At 69.1% G+C, this 19885-nt stretch carries 20 protein-coding genes; 8 read left to right on the forward strand and 12 right to left on the reverse strand.

Annotation, left to right across the window (positions count from 1 at the left end):
• Positions 1-51: 51 nt before the first annotated feature.
• The 5 genes from A5730_RS05340 to A5730_RS05360 form a co-directional block, all read right to left on the reverse strand.
• The gene (locus tag A5730_RS05340; RefSeq protein WP_067896644.1) at positions 52-2982 is read right to left on the reverse strand and encodes an RND family transporter; all 2931 of its coding nucleotides are present in this window, start codon (positions 2980-2982) and stop codon (positions 52-54) included.
• Complete coding sequence (locus tag A5730_RS05345; RefSeq protein WP_067896722.1) at positions 2979-3533, reverse strand: MmpS family transport accessory protein; 555 nt, start codon at positions 3531-3533, stop codon at positions 2979-2981. Before A5730_RS05345 ends, A5730_RS05340 begins: the two co-directional genes overlap by 4 nt.
• A gap of 25 nt (positions 3534-3558) precedes the next feature.
• Positions 3559-4245: a TetR family transcriptional regulator gene (locus A5730_RS05350; protein WP_156349447.1), complete on the reverse strand. Its 687-nt coding sequence runs from the start codon at positions 4243-4245 to the stop codon at positions 3559-3561.
• Between the two features lie 81 nt (positions 4246-4326).
• On the reverse strand, positions 4327-5193 hold the full coding sequence (locus A5730_RS05355; RefSeq protein ID WP_067896647.1) for a hypothetical protein: 867 nt from the start codon (positions 5191-5193) through the stop codon (positions 4327-4329).
• 11 nt (positions 5194-5204) lie between these two features.
• The gene (locus tag A5730_RS05360; RefSeq protein ID WP_067896650.1) at positions 5205-5729 is read right to left on the reverse strand and encodes a mycothiol transferase; all 525 of its coding nucleotides are present in this window, start codon (positions 5727-5729) and stop codon (positions 5205-5207) included.
• Between the two features lie 53 nt (positions 5730-5782).
• Here A5730_RS05360 and A5730_RS05365 point away from each other — a divergent pair, with 53 nt between their 5' ends.
• The 4 genes from A5730_RS05365 to A5730_RS05380 are packed head-to-tail and all read left to right on the forward strand — an operon-like array spanning position 5783 to position 9148.
• Positions 5783-7525 carry an amidohydrolase family protein gene (locus A5730_RS05365; RefSeq protein ID WP_067896653.1) on the forward strand — a complete coding sequence of 581 codons (1743 nt, stop codon included), beginning with the start codon at positions 5783-5785 and terminating at the stop codon, positions 7523-7525.
• A 38-nt stretch (positions 7526-7563) separates the two neighbouring features.
• Entirely contained in the window at positions 7564-8169 is a 606-nt protein-coding gene (locus A5730_RS05370; protein ID WP_082946719.1) for a PPE family protein, read from the forward strand.
• A 29-nt stretch (positions 8170-8198) separates the two neighbouring features.
• Positions 8199-8591: a pyridoxamine 5'-phosphate oxidase family protein gene (locus A5730_RS05375; protein ID WP_067896656.1), complete on the forward strand. Its 393-nt coding sequence runs from the start codon at positions 8199-8201 to the stop codon at positions 8589-8591.
• A complete protein-coding gene (locus A5730_RS05380) occupies positions 8588-9148 on the forward strand; it encodes a carboxymuconolactone decarboxylase family protein (RefSeq protein WP_067896659.1) in 561 nt (186 codons plus the stop codon). The genes A5730_RS05375 and A5730_RS05380 overlap by 4 nt, the downstream gene beginning before the upstream one ends.
• Here the strand turns inward: A5730_RS05380 and A5730_RS05385 are convergent.
• From A5730_RS05385 to A5730_RS05400, 4 genes are all read right to left on the reverse strand, one after another.
• Positions 9137-9961, reverse strand: a complete 825-nt coding sequence (locus A5730_RS05385; RefSeq protein WP_067896726.1) for an SDR family oxidoreductase — start codon at positions 9959-9961, stop codon at positions 9137-9139. The genes A5730_RS05380 and A5730_RS05385 overlap by 12 nt on opposite strands.
• A 26-nt stretch (positions 9962-9987) precedes the next feature.
• Positions 9988-10362: a heme-binding protein gene (locus A5730_RS05390; RefSeq protein ID WP_067896662.1), complete on the reverse strand. Its 375-nt coding sequence runs from the start codon at positions 10360-10362 to the stop codon at positions 9988-9990.
• A 189-nt stretch (positions 10363-10551) separates the two neighbouring features.
• Positions 10552-12177 (reverse strand): chaperonin GroEL, encoded by a 1626-nt coding sequence (gene groL / locus A5730_RS05395; RefSeq protein WP_055400660.1) that lies wholly within the window; start codon positions 12175-12177, stop codon positions 10552-10554.
• 204 nt (positions 12178-12381) lie between these two features.
• On the reverse strand, positions 12382-12948 hold the full coding sequence (locus tag A5730_RS05400) for a TetR/AcrR family transcriptional regulator (RefSeq protein WP_067896664.1): 567 nt from the start codon (positions 12946-12948) through the stop codon (positions 12382-12384).
• Positions 12949-13051: 103 nt separating this feature from the next.
• On the opposite strand from A5730_RS05400, the gene A5730_RS05405 reads away from it, so the two are divergent.
• Genes A5730_RS05405 through A5730_RS05415 form a run of 3 tightly spaced genes read left to right on the forward strand, consistent with a single transcriptional unit; the run spans position 13052 to position 15222 of the window.
• Positions 13052-13966, forward strand: coding sequence for an SDR family NAD(P)-dependent oxidoreductase (locus A5730_RS05405; protein ID WP_067896667.1), 915 nt, complete (start codon positions 13052-13054; stop codon positions 13964-13966).
• A gap of 17 nt (positions 13967-13983) precedes the next feature.
• Positions 13984-14703, forward strand: a complete 720-nt coding sequence (locus A5730_RS05410) for an FkbM family methyltransferase (protein ID WP_067896670.1) — start codon at positions 13984-13986, stop codon at positions 14701-14703.
• Positions 14704-14727: 24 nt separating this feature from the next.
• Entirely contained in the window at positions 14728-15222 is a 495-nt protein-coding gene (locus A5730_RS05415) for a cupin domain-containing protein (RefSeq protein WP_067896673.1), read from the forward strand.
• Positions 15223-15469: 247 nt separating this feature from the next.
• On the opposite strand, the gene A5730_RS05420 is transcribed toward A5730_RS05415, so the two are convergent.
• Both A5730_RS05420 and A5730_RS05425 read right to left on the reverse strand, forming a co-directional pair.
• Entirely contained in the window at positions 15470-16912 is a 1443-nt protein-coding gene (locus A5730_RS05420) for an NAD(P)/FAD-dependent oxidoreductase (RefSeq protein WP_067896676.1), read from the reverse strand.
• Positions 16903-17376: a VOC family protein gene (locus A5730_RS05425; RefSeq protein ID WP_067896679.1), complete on the reverse strand. Its 474-nt coding sequence runs from the start codon at positions 17374-17376 to the stop codon at positions 16903-16905. The genes A5730_RS05420 and A5730_RS05425 overlap by 10 nt, the downstream gene beginning before the upstream one ends.
• Before the next feature lie 51 nt (positions 17377-17427).
• Between A5730_RS05425 and glp the strand changes: the two genes are divergently transcribed.
• Positions 17428-18633: a gephyrin-like molybdotransferase Glp gene (gene glp, locus A5730_RS05430; protein WP_067896682.1), complete on the forward strand. Its 1206-nt coding sequence runs from the start codon at positions 17428-17430 to the stop codon at positions 18631-18633.
• On the opposite strand, the gene A5730_RS05435 is transcribed toward glp, so the two are convergent.
• Entirely contained in the window at positions 18630-19829 is a 1200-nt protein-coding gene (locus A5730_RS05435) for an MFS transporter (protein WP_067896685.1), read from the reverse strand. The genes glp and A5730_RS05435 overlap by 4 nt on opposite strands.
• Between the last annotated feature and the right edge of the window lie 56 nt (positions 19830-19885).

The following is a 19885-nucleotide window of genomic DNA, read 5'->3' on the forward strand; positions in this document are numbered from 1 at the left end:
TAAAAAAATCCGCGCGTCCGTGAGGAAGGACGCGCGGATTTTTTTGTCCGATCAGCGCGGCTGTACCACTCCGCCCGCCGGGCGCTCGTCGACGTTCTTGAGCAGCAGTTCGCGCACCGCGGGACGCGGTCCGTACGGTCGGAGCATGGTGCTGGCCGGGCGTGGACGCACGTGCTGCGGCCACCAGAACCAGCGCCCGAGCAGGGTGGCCAGCGACGGCGTCATGAACGACCGCACGATCAAGGTGTCGAACAACAGACCCAACGCGATCGTCGTACCCACTTGGGCCATCACCAGCAGCGGGCTGAACATGAACGTGGCCATGGTCGCGGCGAACACGAGCCCGGCGGAGGTCACCACGGAGCCCGAACCGGCCATCGCGCGGATCGTCCCCGTTCTGAGCCCGGCGTGGATTTCCTCCTTGAACCGCGATATCAACAGCAGGTTGTAGTCCGAGCCCACCGCCAGCAGCAGGATGATCGCCATCGCCAGCACCATCCAGTGCAACTTCATGCCCAGGATGTACTGCCATAGGAGCACGGAGAGTCCGAACGAGGCGCCCAGTGACAGCAACACCGTACCGACGATCACCAGGGCCGCGACGACGCTTCGGGTGATCACCAGCATGATGATGAAAATCAGTGTGGCAGCGGCAATTCCGGCGATCAGCAGGTCGATGTCGGAGCCGTCGTGCATGTCCTTGTAGGTCGCGGCGGTGCCGCCGAGGTAGACCTTGGAGCCCTCCCAGGGCGTGCCCTTGATGGCCTCGTGCACGGCCTGCTTGATCGGTTCGATGTGGCTGATGCCTTCGGGACTCGCCGGGTCGCCTTCATGGGAGATGATCAACCGGACTGCGTGCCCATCGGGCGAGATGAAATTCTTCAGACCCCGTGCGAAGTCCGGGCTCTTGAAGGCCTCCGGCGGAAGGTAGAACGTGTCGTCATTCTTTGCTTTATCGAAGGCGTCGCCTTGCGCGGTGGCGTTGTCCGCCTGCGCTTTCGACTGTTCGTTGAGGCCCATGGTGGTCGCGTAGTTCGACATGATGGTGTCGAGGTTGCGCTGCTGACTCTCGATCTGCGGCGGTATGAGCGCCACCAACTGTGGCTGAATCCGATCCAGCTTGTCCAGGTTCGCGCTGAGCTCCACGATGTTCTGGGCCACCTGGTCGATGCCGTCGAGCGCGTTGAAGACCGACCGTAGCGCCCAGCAGACCGGGATGTCGTAGCAGTGCCGCTCCCAGTAGAAAAAGCTGCGGATCGGCCGCAAGAAGTCGTCGAAGTTGGCGATGTCGTCGCGCAACGCCTCGGTGATCTTCACGGTTTCTTTTGTGAGCCTGGTGGTTTCATGCGTCGTGTTGCTGAGGTCCTGGGTCACCCGCATCTGTTCATGCAGGGTGGCCATGGTCCTCTTCAGCTCGTCGGCCTGCTTGAGCAGATTGTTCGCCTGCTCCTCCTGATAGTGCTGGGTCTGGATGCGACCCGCGGCTTGTGCACTCATCTGAAAACCGAGGGTGCTGTGGTCCAGCGGCGTGCCCAGCGGCCGGGTGATGGTCTGCACCCGGCCGATACCCGGGATGTGGAAGACCGCCTTGGCAACCTTGTCCAGGACGAGGAAATCGGCCGGGTTACGCAGGTCGTGATCGGTCTCGATCATCAACAACTCGGGATTGAGCCGAGCCTGGTCGAAGTGCCGGTCGGCGGCGGCATAACCGACGTTGGCCGGGGTGTCCGCCGGCAGGAAGTGGCGGTTGTCGTAGTCCGTCTTATACCCGGGGAGGGCGAGCAGACCGACCAATGCGATGCCGATGGTCACCGCGAGAACCGGTGCGGGCCAACGGACGACGGCGGTGCCGATGCGACGCCAGCCCCGGGTCTGCAGCTTGCGCTTCGGATCCATGAGCTTGAAGAACGAAGCCACCGTCAACATCGCCGGGGCCAGCGTCAAAGCCGCCAACACCGCGACCAGCATGCCGACCGCGCACGGCACCCCGAGCGACTCGAAATACGGCAGCCGGCAGAAGCTCAGGCAGTACATCGCGCCGGCGATCGTCAGGCCCGATCCCAGCACGACGTGCGCGGTGCTGTGGAACATGGTGTAGAACGCTTGCTCGCGGGTCTCGCCCAGACCGCGGGCCTCGTGGTAGCGGCCGACCACGAAGATGGCGTAATCCGTCCCGGCTGCTATCGCCATCAGCACCAGCATGTTGTTGGCGAAGGTCGACAGCCCCATGATGCCGTAGTTACCGAGCGTCGCGACGACACCGCGGGCCGCAGCCAACTCGATGAACACCATGGCCAGCATGATCAGAACGATGCTGATCTTCCGATAGACGATCAGCAGCATCACGATGATCACCAAGAAGGTGACAAGGGTGACGAGCATGACGCCCTTCTCACCCGCGTGGGACTGGTCGGCGAACAGCGGACCGGCGCCGGTCACATACGCCTTGATGCCCGGCGGCGCGGGCACCGAGTCCACGATCTTGCGCACGGCCAGGGCGGACTCGTTCGCCAGCCCGCCGCCCATGTTGCCGACGAGGTAGACCTGGACGTAGGCGGCCTTCTGATCGTGGCTCTGGGAACCCGCCGCCGTCAGCGGATCGCTCCAGAAATCCTGGACGTGCTGAACGTGTTTCTTGTCTTGCTCTACGCGCCTGACGATTTCGTCGTAGTAGCGGTGCGCTTCGGCCCCGAGTGGCTTGTCGCCCTCCAGCAAGATCATGGCCGAGTTGTCGGAGTTGAACTCTTTAAACGTCGATCCGACCTTCATCATCGACTGAAAGGACGCCGCGTCCGTCGGGCTCATCGACACCGAGTGGGTTTTGGCGACGACCTCCAGCTGCGGGGCCACCGTGTTGGTGACGAACACGATGCCCAACCACACCAGGACGATCGGCAGCGCCAGCCGGTGGATCATCCGCGGCAGGAACGGGGGGATCAGCGGCTGGTCTACGCGCGGCGGAGCCTCGGCTGGCTCGCTCATGCGGACTTGTCCAGGCAATAGACGAAGGCGTTCACGGTTTGGGTGGAATCGGAGCGGTTCGGAGTCTTGATGACGTCACCGCTCCCGTCGTGCTTGTTCACCACGAATTGGCAGGCGATCCAACTGCCGTCGCCTTGCGCCACCAGGTTTGCCGGGATGCCGGGCTTCGTTGAACTCAATACTTTGCTCCAGGGCAACGGCACGTTGAGGGCCTGCTGTGGATGGGAGTTTTCGTCGAGGTAGTTGATGGTTGCCGTGCTGCCCGGTGGTCCCCAGACCTGGAGCGTGATCGTCTTGGCGTTGAACTCGTCGAGGACCTCGCCCGAGGTGCCACCACCGAACGAACCTTTGTGAACGCCGAATACACCGTGCAATCGGTATACGACGAATCCCGACAGCGCGACGACAGCCGTGATCGTGAGCACCAACCAGAAACGCGCGAACAGGCCTTTCAGGCCTTTCTTCTTGGCGCGCTGCGGAGCGAGGTTTTCGCCCTCCCCGCCGGCAGAGCCCACCTTCAGCGGCTCGGTCCTTGGCTCAGTCGTCGTCATGGGCACTCCGAGTCCTTCCCCCTAATCATGGCTTCTCCGCGATGAGGCCGACGCACGTCGCGGTCAGCAGCCGGGTGAGGGCCGACGCGAAGTCCAGATTCCATTCCGGCGGAATCACTTCCGGCTCCTCGGCATAGGCGTCGTTGAGGCGCTCCGGCGGGTTGGCGACCTGCCACAGCGTGGCCGCGAGCGAGTACGCCGCGAGCAAGATGTCGAGCGACCCCGAGCGGCCGAGCTCCGGCAGCGCGCTCTCGATGGAATCGGCGAGCGAGAGCGTGGCGGCGGTGCTGATGCGCTTGACCTCGACGACCCGCTCCACGTCCACCTCGTGTTCGAGGTGCAGGTGCAGGTTCGCCAGCAGGTCGCAGAAGAGCGGGTCCTGGGCCAGGGCGTCGGCCAGCGTCTCAGCGATCTGCGACGGCGACTTCCGGCCGGGCTGGGCCAGTTTCTCGGACACGGTGTTCGACCAGCGCACCCAGCCCTCGGCGGACAGGTGCAGGAGGACTTCCTTGTGCGAGGTGAAGTAGCGGCGCACGGCCGAGTAGTGAATGCCGGCGCGGCTGGCGACGGCGGTCAACGTGACCGAGGCGACGCCCGTCTCGAGCGCCAGCGAACGCGCGGCTTCCACGAGTGCCTCCGCACGTTGGCGCTTCTTCTCCTCGGTGCGGGCACGCTGGAAAGTCAACTGCGCCACCGACAGAGCGTAACGCACATTGTGTGATTTGTATAACGCACGCCGTGTGATTTGTGCCAGGTCACCGCGGCGCGCTGCGGCCGGGCAACGGCGCCGGTGTCAAGCCTTGGGCGGCAAGCCTTTTCGCAAGCCGCCCAGCATCGCCGCGACCACCCCGGCGACCACCAGCGCGGCCCCGGTCAGCAGCGTCAGGTTGAGCCATTCGTGCAGGCCCCCCTCGGCGCGGCCGACCATCACCTCGGCGATGCGGCGGATGTCGCCGGTGGTGCGGTTGAGCGCGTCGTTGACGTACCGCTGGGCGATCTCGATGCCCGCCCAGCCGCCGGCGCCGACCAGCAGCGCGGAGATGCCCAGGCTGGTGAGCGCCTGGCCGCGGCGGCGGGCGAGGGCCAGCGTGAGCACCGCGCAGACGACGCCGAGCGCGGCCGCCCCGATGCTCACCCAGGGGCCCCAGGTGGCGAGCGGGCGCAGCTGCCCCTGCCGCAGCGATCGTGGCGGCGATGCGGTCAACGGAACGGTAAGCGTCGCAGGAACTTTCACGTTGTGGCTGCTCAGGATCCGCTGCAGCGACGGGTCCTGCAGCATCGGGGCGACGTCGATCTCCCAGGCCTCGCCGGCGCCGTCGGCCGCGAACAACCAGCGGTGCGCGGCGCTGTTCGCCCGGGCGAACAGCCCCGGAAACGCCGGCCCGGCGGTGAACGCGGCGGCGGCCCGGTGCAGCTCCGCGCCGTCGACCGGCCGGCCTCCCCTGGTGTGCTCGGCGATGAGCGCCGTCGCGCGGCCGGTCAGTTCATTCGCGGCGGCGGCCTGCAGCGCGGGGTCCGTCGCGGCCCGCTGGGCCAGCGCCGCGTAGCCGCCCTCGCTGACGACGTTGAGCTGCAGCCACGCCGCCGGGATCGCGACCGCCAGCGCGACGGTGGTGGCCAGCCACAGCACCGCCCGCAGCACCGCGGCCAGGAAGCGCACGCCGGAAAACCCTAGGGCGCGATGCCGCGAACGTAAGCGGCCTGCCCGAGGTGTTGGGCGCAGTCGTCGATGATGCTGACCAATCGCGCGCTGGCCGTCACCGGCGGGTCCCAGTTGGTGTCGACCACCCGCTCCAGCTCGCCGGCGGTCACGCCGGCGACGTATTCAAGGGTGAGCTCGTGCACTGCGTGGTAGTACGCGGAGAGCAGGTCCGCGGGCGCCTTGACCTTCCCGACCTGCTCGGGCTTGTGCCCGTAGCCGGTGTCGTTGCGCGGCAGGTCCAGCCCGAACCGGTCCACCCAGCCGTCGCGCAGCCACACCTGCTCGACGCCGGCCACGTCGGCCAGCTGGACGTCCTGCACCCGCGCGCTGTGCCAGAGCAACCAGGCGATGCTGTTGGCGTCGGGCGTCGCCCGATAGTCGGCGACCTCGTCGGTCAACCCGTCGGCGATGTCGTCGACGTGTTCGATCAACCGGGTGAAGGCGTCGCGGAGCACTTCTTGGACGGCGGCATCGGGGCTGGAGGTGTTGGCCATACAGCGACACTAGATCCTGGCACGACCCACCGGCGCGGTCGTAGATTGTTTGGATGACGTACGACCTGATCATCCGCAATGGCACCATCGTCGACGGTCTGGGCGGTGAGCCGTACGTCGGCGACGTCGCGGTGCGAGACGGCCTCATCGCGGCGGTCGGCCACGTCAACGGCGAGACCGCCGACCGCGAGATCGACGCCACCGGGCTGCTGGTCACCCCCGGCTTCGTCGACCTGCACACCCACTACGACGGCCAGTCCATCTGGTCGGAACGCCTGACCCCGTCCTCGGCGCACGGCGTGACCACGGTGGTGATGGGCAACTGCGGGGTCGGCTTCGCCCCGTGCCGCCAGGAGGACCACGACGTGCTCGTCGACGTGATGGCCGGGGTCGAGGACATCCCCGGCGTGGTCATGACCGACGGCCTGCCCTGGACGTGGGAGACGTTCCCCGAATACCTGGACGCGCTGGATTCGGGCAAGCGTGACATCGACGTCGCGGCGTACCTGCCGCACTCGCCGCTGCGGGTCTACGTGATGGGCCAGCGCGGCGCCAACCGCGAACCGGCCACCGCCGAAGACTTGGCCAAGATGCGGGCGCTGGCCAAGGAGGCGGTCGAGGTCGGAGCGCTCGGCTTCGCATCGTCCCGGCTGACCATCCACAAAACCGAAAGCGGTTCGCCCATCCCGAGTTACGACGCCGCCCGGGAGGAGATCGAGGAGATCGCCCGCGGGGTCGTGGACGGCGGCGGGGGCCTGCTGCAGTTCGTGCCGGACATCCCCGCCGGTGGCTACGAGCCCGTGCTGCAGACGGTGTTCGACGTGGCCGAGGACGTGGGCCTGCCGCTGACGTTCACGCTGGTCGTCGCGAACGCCGGCGATCCGACGTGGCCGGACGCCATCACGATGATCGAGAAGGCGAATTCACGGGCGGGCTCCGACGGCCCGCAGATCACCGCGCAGCTGCTGCCGCGCCCGATCGGCCTGATCATCGGGCTGCAGCTGTCGGCCAACCCATTCGTGCTCTACCCCAGCTACCGCGAGATAGCGCACCTGCCGCTGGCCGAGCGGGTCGCCGAGATGCGCAAGCCGGAGGTGCGCGCCCGCATCCTGGCCGACAAGCCCGGCGCCGGCCACCCGATCCTGTACGTGGCGCAGATGTGGGATTGGATCTTCCCGCTGGGCGACAACCCCGACTACGAGCCGAACCCGGCGGACAGCATCGGCGCCCGGGCGCGGGCCAAGGGGGTGGCGCCGATGGAGGAGGCCTACGACCGGCTGCTCGACGACGACGGCCGCGCCATGCTGTTGGTGGCCACCAGCAACCTGCAGGGCAACTCGCTGGACACCGTCGGCGAGCTGCTGCACCGCGACGACGTGATCCTGGGGCTCGGCGACGGCGGCGCCCACTACGGGATGATCTGCGACGCCAGTTACTCCACGTATTTTCTGGCGCACTGGGCGCGCGACCGCAAATCGGGGCGGTTCACCGTGCCGGCGGCGGTCCGGGAGCTGACGTCGGTGCCCGCCCGGGTCGCGGGGCTGGGCGATCGGGGCCGCATCGCCGTCGGGTACAAGGCCGACCTCAACGTCATCGACCACGCGGCATTGCGCCTGCATAAACCCGTTATCAGCTACGACCTGCCGGCCGGGGGGCGGCGCCTGGACCAGACCGCCGACGGGTACGTCGCGACGATCGTGGCCGGGGAAGTGATCGCGGAGAACGGCGTCCCCACCGACGCCCGTCCAGGCAAGTTGGTGCGGGGGCGGCAAACTTGCCCGGTACCCGCGCAATAACGCCACCAAAGCGGCCAAATCCCAGGTAAGTTGAGCCGGTGACGAGCCCGCATTTTGCGTGGTTGCCGCCAGAAGTCAACTCGGCACGAATCTTCTCGGGTCCCGGAGCCGGGCCGCTGCTTGCTGCCGCGGAAGCGTGGGACGGGTTGGCCGAGGACCTGGCATCGTCAGCATCGTCGTTTTCTTCGGTCACGTCAAATCTTGCCAACGGATCCTGGCAGGGGCCGTCGTCGGCGGCGATGATGGCGCTCGCCACGCACTACGTCAGCTGGCTCAGCGCGGCGGCGGCGCAGGCCGAGGCGGTGTCCAGCCAGGCCTCGGCCGTCGCGGCCGCGTTCGAGGGGGCGCTGGCGGCCACCGTGCAGCCCGCAGTGGTCGCGGCCAACCGCGCGCTGGCGCAGGCGTTGTCGTCCACCAACTGGCTGGGACAGAACACCCCGGCGATCGCCGACATCGAGGCCGCCTACGACCAGATGTGGGCCTCGGACGTCGAGGCGATGTACGGCTACCACGCCGACGCCTCGGCGGCCGTGGAGAAGCTGGCGCCCTGGCAGCAGGTGCTGCAGAACCTCGGTTTCCACTTCAGCAGCAGCGGCCAGCTCACGTTCGGCCTGCCGGCGGCGCGGGTTCCGCGCACGCTGTAGCCGCCCGGCCCGCGCCTATCCTGAGCATCATGCGCACGAAGAAGAGCGTGGACTTCGAGCGGCTCGCCGCCGCTCTCCCCGACTACCCGTACGCCTACCTGGTCACCGTCGATGACGACTACCGCGTGCACACCGTGACGGTCGAGCCGCAGCTGGGCGAGGCCAGGCTCGACATCGGGCTCATCGGCGGCCGCACCCAACAGAATCTGGCCAGGCGCCGCGACGTCACGCTGCTGTGGCCCCCGACGGAGCCGGGCGGCTACTCGCTGATCGTCGACGGCACGGCCGAGGTGACCGAGGCCGGCGACGCCGTTCGCCTGGGCGTCGTGCCCACCCGCGCGCTGCTGCACCGCGACGCCGGCCCCGACTCGCCGGAGGCGGCCAAGGGCTGCCTGCACGACTGCGTGGTGTTCTCCAAGTGAGCCGCGTCGCTCCGCTCGCCCCGCCGTGGAGCGAGGAAGATGCCGCCGGCATCAACAGCTGGGGTCACCCGGACCGCACCTACGAGCCGCTGGTGTTGGTGCGCTGCCTGCAGCGCCACCCGGCGCTGGCCACCCGGCTGCGTAAGCTCGGCGAATCACTCTATGTCTCAGCGCTTTTGCCGGCCCGCACGCGGACGATCGCGATCCTGCGCATCTGCGCGCTGCTGGGTTGCGAGTACGAGTGGGGCGGGCAGGCGGCGTTCTGGGGGCCGATCGCCGGGGTCAGCGACGACGAATGCGACGCGCTGGTGACCGGCGGCGCCGACGACCCACGGTGGGGCCCGGACGAGCGCACGCTGATCGAGGCGGTGGACGAGTTGGAGCGCACGGGCTCGTGGTCGGAGGCGACTTGGACAGGACTGGGGCGTTTCCTTTCTGACGAGCAGCGGATCGAATTGCTCACGGCCGTCGGCTGGTATCGCACCATCTGCACGCTGTGCAACGCGCTCGCGCTGCCGGTGGAGGGCTGGATGCGGCGCTGGCCGCTAGCTGGCTGACCGATCCCTGCGCAGCCCCGGGTGCTGGTTCTTCAACAGCGGCAGCAGCACGCGCCGCGGCATGAACTGGAACAGCCGCGTGGACAGCTGGCTCGGCAGCCCGGCGATCACGGTGCCGCGGTCGTGCTCGAGCGCGTCGACCCCGGTTCGCGCGACGTCCCGCGAGGGCATCCACATGAACTTCGGGAAGGCGTCGGCGAAGGTGCGCTCGTCCATGCCCGCGTTCTTGAGGAAGTCGGTGCGCACCGGCCCGGGGCAGAGCAGGGCGACCGTGACGCCGGTGCCGGCGAGCTCGCCGCGCACCCCCTCGGTGTAGGTCTTCACGAACGCCTTGGTGGCGGAGTAGCCGGCCTGACCCGGGAACGGGTGATACCCCGCGGTGGAGCCGACGTTGAGGATGGCGCCGCGTCCGCGCGCGACCATCTGCTGGACCGCGCGGGTGGTCAGGTCGATGACGGCCTCGACGTTGACCCGCACCTGGGCGATCTCGTCCTCGACGCGCGTCTTGGTGACCGAGCCGATGGTGCCGATGCCGGCGTTGTTGACCAGGATGTCGGCGGTCAACCCGCGGCGGTCGACCTCCTCGAGGAGGCCGGCGCGGGCCGTCGCGTCCGCCACGTCGCAGGCGATCACCTCGACGCGGACGCTGCCCGAGAGTTCGTCGGCCAGCTCGCGCAGCCGGTCCTCGCGGCGGGCGACGAGCGTGACGCCGTGGCCGCGGTCGGCGAGCTCGCGGGCGATGTCGGCGCCGATGCCCGACGATGCGCCGGTCACCACGGCGGTGCTGGCGGGATTGGGTGTCGGTAGGGCCACGCCGTTCACCCTAGGCCGCCACGCGGTTAGCCGGACAGCGCGTCGAACAACGCCGCCAGTTGGTCCGGCGACACCGAGGTGTTGCACCGTCCGCGCAGGTCGAGCAGCGGCTGCGCAATGCCCTTGAGATCGAGCGCTTCACCGGGATGACCGAGGAAGTAGCCACGCACCGAAGCCCTCGCGTCGGCGGGCGTTTGGCCGGCCGCGGCGGTCAGAACGCTATTGGCGTCGGGATGGCCGTCGAGATACCCGCTGGCCGAATTTAGGACCCCGCTGGCCACCGCGGCCAACCCGCTGGCCGAACAGGGGTCCGGCGTGGCAGCTGCGGTCGGCGCGACCAAGACGCACAGAGCGCAGCCAAGAATCGCTCCGAAAGCCGCGCGCCATAACGATCTGCCCATTGCCTGGTCCTCCCGTGCCCAACTGATCGAACGTTCAGTACATCAGTTACCCAAAAACGCGGTCGAACTCCCGGATCAGCGAATGTGCGGCTGGCTGCACGCTCGGCGCCGAACGTGCGGCCAGCTTCACACTCGGCGCGCACGAAAAAGCCCGGCCCCCAGAGGGGACCGGGCTTCTTCGTTGACTTACTAGAAGTCCATGCCGCCCATGCCGCCGGTCGGGTCGCCCGCGGGAGCGGCCGCCTTCTCCGGCTTGTCGGCGACGACGGCCTCGGTCGTCAGGAACAGCCCGGCAATGGACGCCGCGTTCTGCAGCGCCGAGCGGGTGACCTTGACCGGGTCGGCAACGCCGGCCTTCAGCAGGTCCTCGTACTCGCCGGTGGCCGCGTTCAGGCCGGTGCCGGCCTTCGCGTTGCGAACCTTCTCGGCGACAACGCCGGGCTCCAGCCCGGAGTTGAAGGCGATCTGCTTCAGCGGAGCCTCGAGCGCCACGCGCACGATGTTGGCGCCGGTGGCCTCGTCACCGGTGAGCTTGAGCTCCTCCAGGGACGGCGCCGACTGCAGCAGGGCCACGCCACCACCGGCGACGATGCCCTCCTCGACGGCGGCCTTGGCGTTGCGGACCGCGTCCTCGATGCGGTGCTTGCGCTCCTTGAGCTCCACCTCGGTGGCGGCCCCGGCCTTGATCACCGCAACACCGCCGGCCAGCTTGGCCAGGCGCTCCTGCAGCTTCTCGCGGTCGTAGTCGGAGTCGCTGTTCTCGATCTCCTGGCGGATCTGGGCCACGCGCCCGGCGATGGCGTCGGTGTCACCGGCACCCTCGACGATGGTGGTCTCGTCCTTGGTGACGACGACCTTGCGGGCCTTACCGAGCAGCGCGACGTCGGCGCTCTCCAGCGACAGGCCGACCTCTTCGCTGATCACCTGACCACCGGTGAGGATCGCCATGTCCTGCAGCATCGCCTTGCGGCGGTCACCGAAGCCGGGGGCCTTGACCGCCACCGACTTGAAGGTGCCGCGGATCTTGTTGACCACCAGGGTGGAGAGGGCCTCGCCCTCGACATCCTCGGCGATGATCAGCAGCGGCTTGCCGGCCTGGATGACCTTCTCCAGCAGGGGCAGCAGGTCCTTGACGGTGGACACCTTGGAGCTGACCAGCAGGATGAACGGGTCCTCGAGGACGGCTTCCTGACGCTCGGCGTCGGTGACGAAGTAGCCCGAGATGTAGCCCTTGTCGAACCGCATGCCCTCGGTGAGCTCGAGCTGCAGGCCGAACGTGTTGGACTCCTCGACGGTGATGACGCCCTCGTTGCCGACCTTGTCCATGGCCTCGGCGATCAAGTCGCCGATGGACTGGTCGCCCGCGGAGATGGCCGCGGTGGCCGCGATCTGCTCCTTGGTCTCAACGTCCTTGGCGGACTTGAGCAGGACCTCGGTGACCTTCTCGACGGCCTTCTCGATGCCGCGCTTGAGGCCCAGCGGGTTGGCACCCGCGGCAACGTTGCGCAGGCCCTCCTTGACGAGCGCCTGGGCCAGCACCGTGGCCGTCGTCGTGCCGTCACCGGCGACGTCGTCGGTCTTCTTGGCGACTTCCTTGACCAGCTCGGCGCCGATCTTCTCGTAGGGGTCCTCCAGCTCGATCTCCTTGGCGATGGACACACCATCGTTGGTGATCGTGGGAGCGCCCCACTTCTTCTCCAGGACGACGTTGCGGCCCTTGGGACCCAACGTCACCTTTACCGCGTCGGCGAGGGCGTTGAGCCCCCGCTCGAGGCCGCGACGGGCCTCTTCGTCGTACGCAATTGTCTTGGCCATTGCGAAGTGATTCCTCCGGATCGGGAATGACACCGGGTGACCACAGCGTGGCCACCCCATTACTTACGCTGGCCGGGTGCAGTGCCCGCGACGGACGACCCCAGGTGTCTGCTGGTCTCACCGTCCCGACCTAGCACTCGCCAGTCGCGAGTGCCAACGTCATTCTTAGCACTCGCCTATGCCGAGTGCAAGGACAGTTCGCCCTTATCGCGGCGGGCGTAAACCGTCGATGACGACGTCGGTCGCCCGCTCGGCCAGCGCCGCGTCGTACGCCTGCATCGCCTGGCAGCCGACCAGGATCGCCTTCAGATCCCGCATCTCGACATCGCGGCGGGCGGTGCCGGCCTCCTGCGCTGCGTGCAGCAGCTCGCCGAGCATGGCCTTGAAGGCGTCTTCGGCCTCGGGCGCCACGCACGCGATGTCGATCCCGTAGCCGGCAAGGGCGTCCACGAGGCCGCGGTCCGCGGGTCCCCAGTGCAGCACCATCGAGCGCAGAAACGCGAACAGCGCCTCACCCGGCCCGGCCGTCTCCAGCAGGGCGCGGCCGTCGTCCACCATGCCCTGCATCCGGTCCTCGATGACCGCCGTGAACAGCGCCTCCTTCGTCGGGAAGTGCCGGTAGACCGTTCCGGCCCCGACCCCCGCGCGCCGGGCGATCTCGTCGATCGGGACGGACAGGCCCTCGGCAGCGAAGGTGTCGTAGGCGACGTCCAGCACGCGCGCGCGGTTGCGCGCCGCGTCGGCGCGCAGCGGTCGCGCGGGCTGCGCCAAGAGTTCACCCCTCACCGGTTGACAAAGCGGGGCGTGCGTTCCGTATAGTTGCGATCAACCGGAGCGCTCGCCCCGTTTACCTTACTAGCTCGAGGAGCTTCCCATGGCCAAGTGGACCGCATCCGACATTCCCGACCAGACCGGTCGCGTCGCCGTCATCACCGGGGCCAACACCGGCCTCGGCTACGAGACGGCCGCCGCGCTGGCCGGCCGCGGCGCCCGCGTCGTGCTCGCGGTGCGCAATCTCGACAAGGGCAAGGACGCCGCCGCGCGGATAACCGCCGCCAGCCCGGACGCCGAGGTCGCGCTGCAGGAGCTCGACCTCACGTCGCTGGAGTCCGTCCGGGCCGCCGCCGCGCAACTCAAGGCCGACTACGACCGCATCGACCTGCTGATCAACAACGCCGGCGTCATGTACACGCCGAAGGAAACCACCAAAGACGGCTTCGAGATGCAGTTCGGCACCAACCATCTGGGCCACTTCGCGCTCACCGGCCTGCTGCTGGACCGGCTGCTGCCGCTGCCCGGATCGCGGGTCGTGACGGTGAGCAGCATGGGCCACCGCATCCTCGCCGACGTCCACTTCGACGACCTGCAGTGGGAGCGCTCCTACAACCGGGTCGCCGCCTACGGGCAGGCCAAGCTGGCCAACCTGCTGTTCACTTACGAGCTGCAGCGCCGCCTCGCCCCGCGCGGGACGACGATCGCCGCCGCCGCCCATCCCGGCGGGTCGAACACCGAGCTGGGCCGCTACGTGCCCACGGCGGTCCGGCCGCTCGTCAACGTCTTCTTCTCGGTGATCGCTCAGGACGCGGCCATGGGCGCCCTGCCGACGCTGCGCGCGGCCACCGATCCCGGCGTGCTCGGCGGCCAGTACTACGGCCCCGACGGGTTCGCCGAAACCCGGGGCTACCCGAAACTGGTGTCCTCCAGCGCGAAGTCGCACGACGTCGACGTCCAGCGCCGGCTGTGGGCCGTCTCCGAGGAGCTAACTGGCGTCGTCTACCCCGTCGACTGACGGGGAGAATAAGGCCCATGGCGGGCGTGCTGCAGGGTTACGACGTGGCGGGCACGCGGCTGCGCATCGTCGATGAGCCGGGATCGATCGCGGCGGGCGTGGTCGCGACCGAACTCGCCATGGACGGCTACGGGCTCGGCCGCATCACGTTCGAACCCGGGGACGTCGTCGTCGACGTCGGCGCCCACGTCGGGATGGTCGCGATCTGGCTCGCGGTGCGCAACCCGTACGTCACCGTGATCGCGATCGAGCCGGAACCGCTCAACCTCGCCCACCTGCGCACCAACGTCGCCGCCCACGGCGTCGACAACGTGGTCGTGGTGCCGCTGGCGTTGACCCGCGACCGGCGCACGGTGCGCATCGCGCGGCCGCCGCTGAACAGCGGGGGCGCCGGCTGCTACCACGGCCGCGCGGATGGCTACCCCACCGCCGAGGTCCGTTCGACGACGCTGGACGCGATCTTCGACGAGTACGTGCCGGGGCGATGCCGGCTGCTCAAGGTGGATTGCGAAGGGGCGGAACATGAAATCCTCCCGGCGAGCCGCGCCCTGCGCCGCGTCGATTGGTTCGCCGGCGAATTTCACGTCAGCTCCCGCCTGGCAGCCGGCGGCCACAGCGCCGAGGCGCTGACCGCGTCGGTCGCGCGATTCGTCGGTCCCGACCGGATGTCGGTCACGACGGTCGACCTCGACGACATGGCGGCGTGGGAGCGGCGATTCGCCGGAGCGGCCGGGTAGCCGCCGACGCGCCACACTGGAGGCATGTCGCTCGTCGTCCCGCCCTATCCCCCGCCCCGATACACCAAGGACGAGCCGGAGATCAGCGCCTGGCTCAAGCGCGCTGACGCGCCGCCCGACTACGAAACCTTCGGGACCAAATACCACTACCTGGCCAACCAGCAGGCCACCGACGGCGACTACGGCCTGTACCGGGTCGACATCGCCCCGGCCGGCGGCGGGCCCCCGGCCCACTTCCACCGGGCGATGTCCGAGGCCTTCTTCGTGCTGTCCGGGACGATGAAGCTCTTCGACGGCAACGAGTGGGTCGACGGGCATCCGGGCGATTTCCTCTACGTCCCGCCCGGCGGCGTGCACGGCTTCCGCAACGAGGCCGACCAGCCGGCGTCGGTCCTGATGTTGTTCGCGCCCGGTGCACCCCGCGAGGCCTACTTCGAGGGGTTCGGGGCGCTGGCCGACATGACCGACGACGAGCGACGGGAGTGGTTCATCCGCCACGACAATTACTGGGTCCAATAGCCGGCGGTGAACGGTCGGCCAACTTTCTGCGCCCGACGGCCATGCGCGCCCCGGGCCCGTCGTAGGGTTTGGCGGTGCAGGTCAGGTCGAAGCGCGCCGCGGCATGGTTGCGGATGAAGGTCGAGACGGCGTTCAGCGCCCCGATCAGGACCGCGGAGCGGGTCAAACGGCCCCGGCGGCCGGGCCTGCGGCCGGTGCCGACCGCGTCCGCCAGGCTGCGCGGGCGGCGGCTCAGGCCGCCAACAAGTCACCGACCGAAGCGGTAGTCGGCCTCGACCAGCTCGCGGGTGCGCTCGAAGAAAACCCGCCCGCTGTAAGGCAATTGGGTGACCACCTTCCCGCTGGGATGCCGGAAGTAGTTGCTGCACGCCAGCCACACCTTGCCCGCCATCGCGGCCTGTAGCTCGTCGTTGTAGCGGCGCTGCGCGTCGGGCGTCACCTCCACGGTGTGCGCGCCGCGGGCGTGCATCGCGTCGAGAATGTGCCGGACGAAGGTGGTCTGCGCCTCATGGATGTAGATGATGGAGTTGACGCCGTTGGTGTTGGGGCCGTACAGCGTGAAGAAGTTGGGGTACCCGGCCACCAGCGTGCCGAGGTACGCCTCGGCGCCGCCGCGCCAATCCTCCGCGAGGCGGCGGCCGCCCGTCCCGTACACGTCGATGCTGGCCAGATAGTCGGCCGCGGTGAACCCGGTGCCGTAGATGACGGTGTCGACGCGGTGCTCGACGCCGTCGACGGTGCGCACCCCGCGTTCGGTCAGCTCGGCGATGGCGGTCGTCTCCAGCGAGACGTTGGGCAGCGCGAAGGTGGGGTACCAGTCGCGCGACATCAGCGGCCGCTTGCAACCCGCGGGATAGTCGGGCGTCAGCTTGGCCCGCAGCTCGGGGTCGGTCACCTTGCGCATGAGGTAACTGCGGGCCAGCTCGGTCGCCTCGCGCGTCTGGTCGGCATCGACGTCGAAGCTGGCCGACTCGTAGGCGTCGAACGCCTCGTCGCGCAGCTTCTGCGCCATCTCGGGATGGCGTTCGAACAGCTCGTGCTGCTCGGGCGTGAACGGGAAGTCGAACCGCGGTGCGATCCAGATCGGGGTCCGCTGAAAAACGGTGAGGTGCGCGGTTTCTCGCGCGATCGCGGGGACGTACTGGATGGCGCTGGCGCCCGTGCCGATGGACGCCACCCGCTCGCCTGCCGTGGACTTGCTGTGATCCCAACGCGCCGAATGGAATTGGCGTCCCCGGAATCGGTTCGCCCCGGCGATGTCCGGAATGTAGGGCACGTCGAGCATCCCGACGGCGCTGACCACGACGTCGAACTCGTGGTCACCACCGTCGCCGTCGACCAGGGTCCAACGATGCCGGGTGTCCGACCACCGGGCGGTCACCACCGCGGTGTTGGCGCGCAGGCGCGCGGCCAGCCCGTGGCCGGCGGCCACCTTCTCGAGGTAGGCCAAGATCTCGGGCTGGTTGGCGTACGTCTTGCTCCACCGCGGGTTGGGCGCGAAGGAATACGAGTACAGGTGCGAAGGGACGTCGCACGCCGCACCGGGAAAGGTGTTGTGCCGCCACGTTCCGCCGAACCCGTCGGCCCGGTCGAAGATGGTGAACTCGTGGCCGGCCTCGGCCAGCTGGATGCCCATGGCGATGCCACCGGCGCCCGCGCCGATGATCCCGACGGTCGGCTTCATCCCCATTGCGCGTAGTACGGGCGCTGCGGGCGGCTCTTCTCCACCAGGATGAACACCACGCCCCAGGGGTCGACGAACCAGGTGGTGCGGACCCTGGCCACCTCCGCGATGCCGTTGACCAGAAAACGCACGCCCTTGCTCTCCAACTCCGCCCGGGTGGCGTCGAGGTCCTCGCAGATCAGCCCGACGTGCGACAGGCCGTGATCGGTCAGGGTCCGACCGGCGCTGCCGCCGTCGGCGTTCAGGTATTCGATGACCTCGAGCACGCGGTCGCCGTCGCCGTCGAATCCCACGATGGCCGCCTTCATGCTGGGGTCGGACACCAGCTCGCCCATGTCGTCGCGAATGGCGTTACCGCTCATGACATACGGCGGCGAAAGCACACGCAGGCCCAACACGTCGCGATAGAACGCCACGGCGGCCTCGCAGTCCGGAACACACACCCCGGTGTGGGCCATCCCGGTAATCACGTTCTCGACTCTACGTCGGCCCGCCCAATTCGGCGGGCCGATAATGGCCAGGTGCGGTCGGTCCAAGAACATCAGCGCGTCGTCGCCGAACTGATCCGTTCCCGGCCGGCGGCCACCGCGGCGCTGGCGGTGGCGCAGGGCCTGGCCCTGGCCGACGACGTGGTCGCCCGGCTGGCGCTGCCGGTCTTCGACAACTCCGCGATGGACGGCTACGCGGTGCGCGCCGAGGACATCTCCGGCGCCACCCCCGAGCATCCGGTGGTGCTCAAGGTCGCCGAGGACATTCCCGCCGGGCGCACCGACGAGTTGACGCTGCAACCGAATACCGCGCACCGCATCATGACCGGCGCGCCGCTGCCGGCCGGGGCGACGGCCGTGGTGCCGGTCGAGGACACCGACGGCGGGGTGGACGTGGTGTCGATCCGCGCGGCGCGCGAGCCCGGCAAGCACATCCGGCGCGCGGGCGAGGACGTCGCCCCCGGCACCACGGTGCTGCGGCGCGGCCAGGTGGTGACGCCGGCCGTGCTCGGCCTGGCGGCGGCGCTGGGAATGGCCGAGCTGCCGGTGCTGCCCCGCCAGCGGGTGCTGGTGATATCGACGGGGTCGGAGCTGGTGACGCCGGGCGATCCGCTGCGGCCGGGGCAGATCTACGAGTCGAATTCGATCATGCTGGCCGGCGCCGTCCGCGACGCCGGGGCCGACGTGATCGCGGTGGCGACCGCCGAAGACGATGTCGCACAGTTCAGTTCGCTCATCGACGAGTACGCCGGCGAGGCGGACCTGATCATCACCAGCGGCGGGGTCAGCGCCGGCGCCTACGAGGTCGTCAAGGACGCCTTCGGCCGCGAGGGCGACCAGGGCGTCGAGTTCGTCAAGGTCGCGATGCAGCCCGGCATGCCGCAGGGCATCGGCCGGGTGGCCGGCGCGACGATCGTCACCCTGCCCGGCAACCCGGTCAGCGCCCTGGTGTCCTTCGAGGTGTTCATCCGGCCCGCGCTGCGCCGCGCGATGGGCCTGCCGGACGCGGACCGCCCGCACCGGGCCGCGGTGCTCACCGAGTCGTTGACCTCGCCGCGGGGCAAGCGGCAGTTCCGCCGCGCGGTGCTGGACCGCGCCGCCGGCACGGTCACCAGTTACGGCCCGCCGGCCTCGCACCACCTGCGCTGGCTGGCGTCGGCGAACGCGCTGCTGGATATCCCCGAGGACGTCGTCGAGGTGCCGGAGGGCACCGAGCTGCAGGTCTGGGATCTCACCTAGCCGGCGGGGGTGGCCACCTGCCGGTGAAATTCGTCGGCGCGGTCGAACGCTGCCGCGCAGCGGATGGCCAGGGCGACGATCGTCATCAGCACCGGGATCGTCACCAGGGCCGCCGACAGCCCGACCCGATCGGCCAGGTGGCCGATCAGCGGCGGCCCCAGCAGGTAGCCCAGCCAGCCCGTCGCCGCAACGATGGCGATGGCCGAGCCCGCCCCGCCGGCGCCATAGGCGGCGCTGAACGCGGTCGGCACCAGCAGCGCGACGCCGACCCCCAAACAGGCGAAACCGGCAACGCTGACAACGGGATTGGCGGCCACCAGCGTCACCCCCATGCCCGCCGCCGCGAACAGCGCGAGCACCGGCAGCAGCCGACGGGCCGAGACCCGCGCGTGCAGGCGTATCGCGCCCAGTCGGGTGACGACCATGGTCAGCGTGTAGGCCGCGTAGCTGAGCGCGGCGATCCCCGGGCCGGCGCCGACGACATTGCGCAGGTAATTGGCCGACCAGTCGGTGGCGGCGCCCTCGCACAGGAAGGACACGAAGGCCACCGCCGCCAGGATCGCCACGGTCGGCGTCAACCAGGACCGCTTGGACCGCTCTTGGGGTGACACCCCGGCCGCCGAGTCCGGGATCAGCCCACGCGCCAGCACGCCGACGACGATCAACACCACCAACCCGACCGCCGCCAATTGGGGCGTCAGGCCGATGCCCGCGGCCACGCATCCCGCGCCGATCAGGGCGCCCAGCAGCGCGCCCAGGCTCCACATGCCGTGGAAGCGGGCCATGATCGGGGCCCGGGCCAGCCGCTCGACCGTGCCGGCCTGGGTGTTCATCGCGACGTCCAGCCCGCCCTGGAATAGCCCCCACACCGCAAGCCCCGCAAACAGCGCCGCCCCGGACCGCGCCAGCCCCACCGTCGTCCCCGCCAGCGCGTAGCCGGCGGCCGTCGCGGGAATCAGCCGGTGGCTGCCCCAGCGCGGCAGCGCCCAATGGCTGAGCAGCGTGGCCACGACCGAGCCCAGCGGCGCCCCGAACAGCGCCGTCCCCAGCGCCGCGTCGGACAGGCCGAGCTCGGCCTTGACGGACGGAATGTGGGCGGCCCACGAGGAGAATCCCACGGCGTGGGCGATGAACACGGCGGTGACGGCGACCTTCGCGCCGCGCAGTCGCGGCGCCCACTCGTCAATCGGTTGCATGTCGAAGGTGGGCGTTCCCCGTGCGGGCCCGAACCAACCGGCCACGGCTTTCGTAA

This window comes from Mycobacterium sp. ACS4054, from assembly GCF_001667275.1.
In the GTDB taxonomy this organism is placed as follows: Bacteria; Actinomycetota; Actinomycetes; order Mycobacteriales; family Mycobacteriaceae; genus Mycobacterium.

Coding starts and splice junctions, on each gene's coding strand:
- A5730_RS05365 (WP_067896653.1), top strand. CDS start 5,783: ATGACGTACGACCTGATCATCCGCAATGGCACCATCGTCGACGGTCTG.
- A5730_RS05345 (WP_067896722.1), bottom strand. CDS start 3,533: ATGACGACGACTGAGCCAAGGACCGAGCCGCTGAAGGTGGGCTCTGCC.
- A5730_RS05410 (WP_067896670.1), top strand. CDS start 13,984: ATGGCGGGCGTGCTGCAGGGTTACGACGTGGCGGGCACGCGGCTGCGC.
- A5730_RS05420 (WP_067896676.1), bottom strand. CDS start 16,912: ATGGGGATGAAGCCGACCGTCGGGATCATCGGCGCGGGCGCCGGTGGC.
- A5730_RS05375 (WP_067896656.1), top strand. CDS start 8,199: ATGCGCACGAAGAAGAGCGTGGACTTCGAGCGGCTCGCCGCCGCTCTC.
- A5730_RS05405 (WP_067896667.1), top strand. CDS start 13,052: ATGGCCAAGTGGACCGCATCCGACATTCCCGACCAGACCGGTCGCGTC.
- groL (WP_055400660.1), bottom strand. CDS start 12,177: ATGGCCAAGACAATTGCGTACGACGAAGAGGCCCGTCGCGGCCTCGAG.
- A5730_RS05390 (WP_067896662.1), bottom strand. CDS start 10,362: ATGGGCAGATCGTTATGGCGCGCGGCTTTCGGAGCGATTCTTGGCTGC.
- A5730_RS05435 (WP_067896685.1), bottom strand. CDS start 19,829: ATGCAACCGATTGACGAGTGGGCGCCGCGACTGCGCGGCGCGAAGGTC.
- A5730_RS05360 (WP_067896650.1), bottom strand. CDS start 5,729: ATGGCCAACACCTCCAGCCCCGATGCCGCCGTCCAAGAAGTGCTCCGC.
- A5730_RS05340 (WP_067896644.1), bottom strand. CDS start 2,982: ATGAGCGAGCCAGCCGAGGCTCCGCCGCGCGTAGACCAGCCGCTGATC.
- A5730_RS05415 (WP_067896673.1), top strand. CDS start 14,728: ATGTCGCTCGTCGTCCCGCCCTATCCCCCGCCCCGATACACCAAGGAC.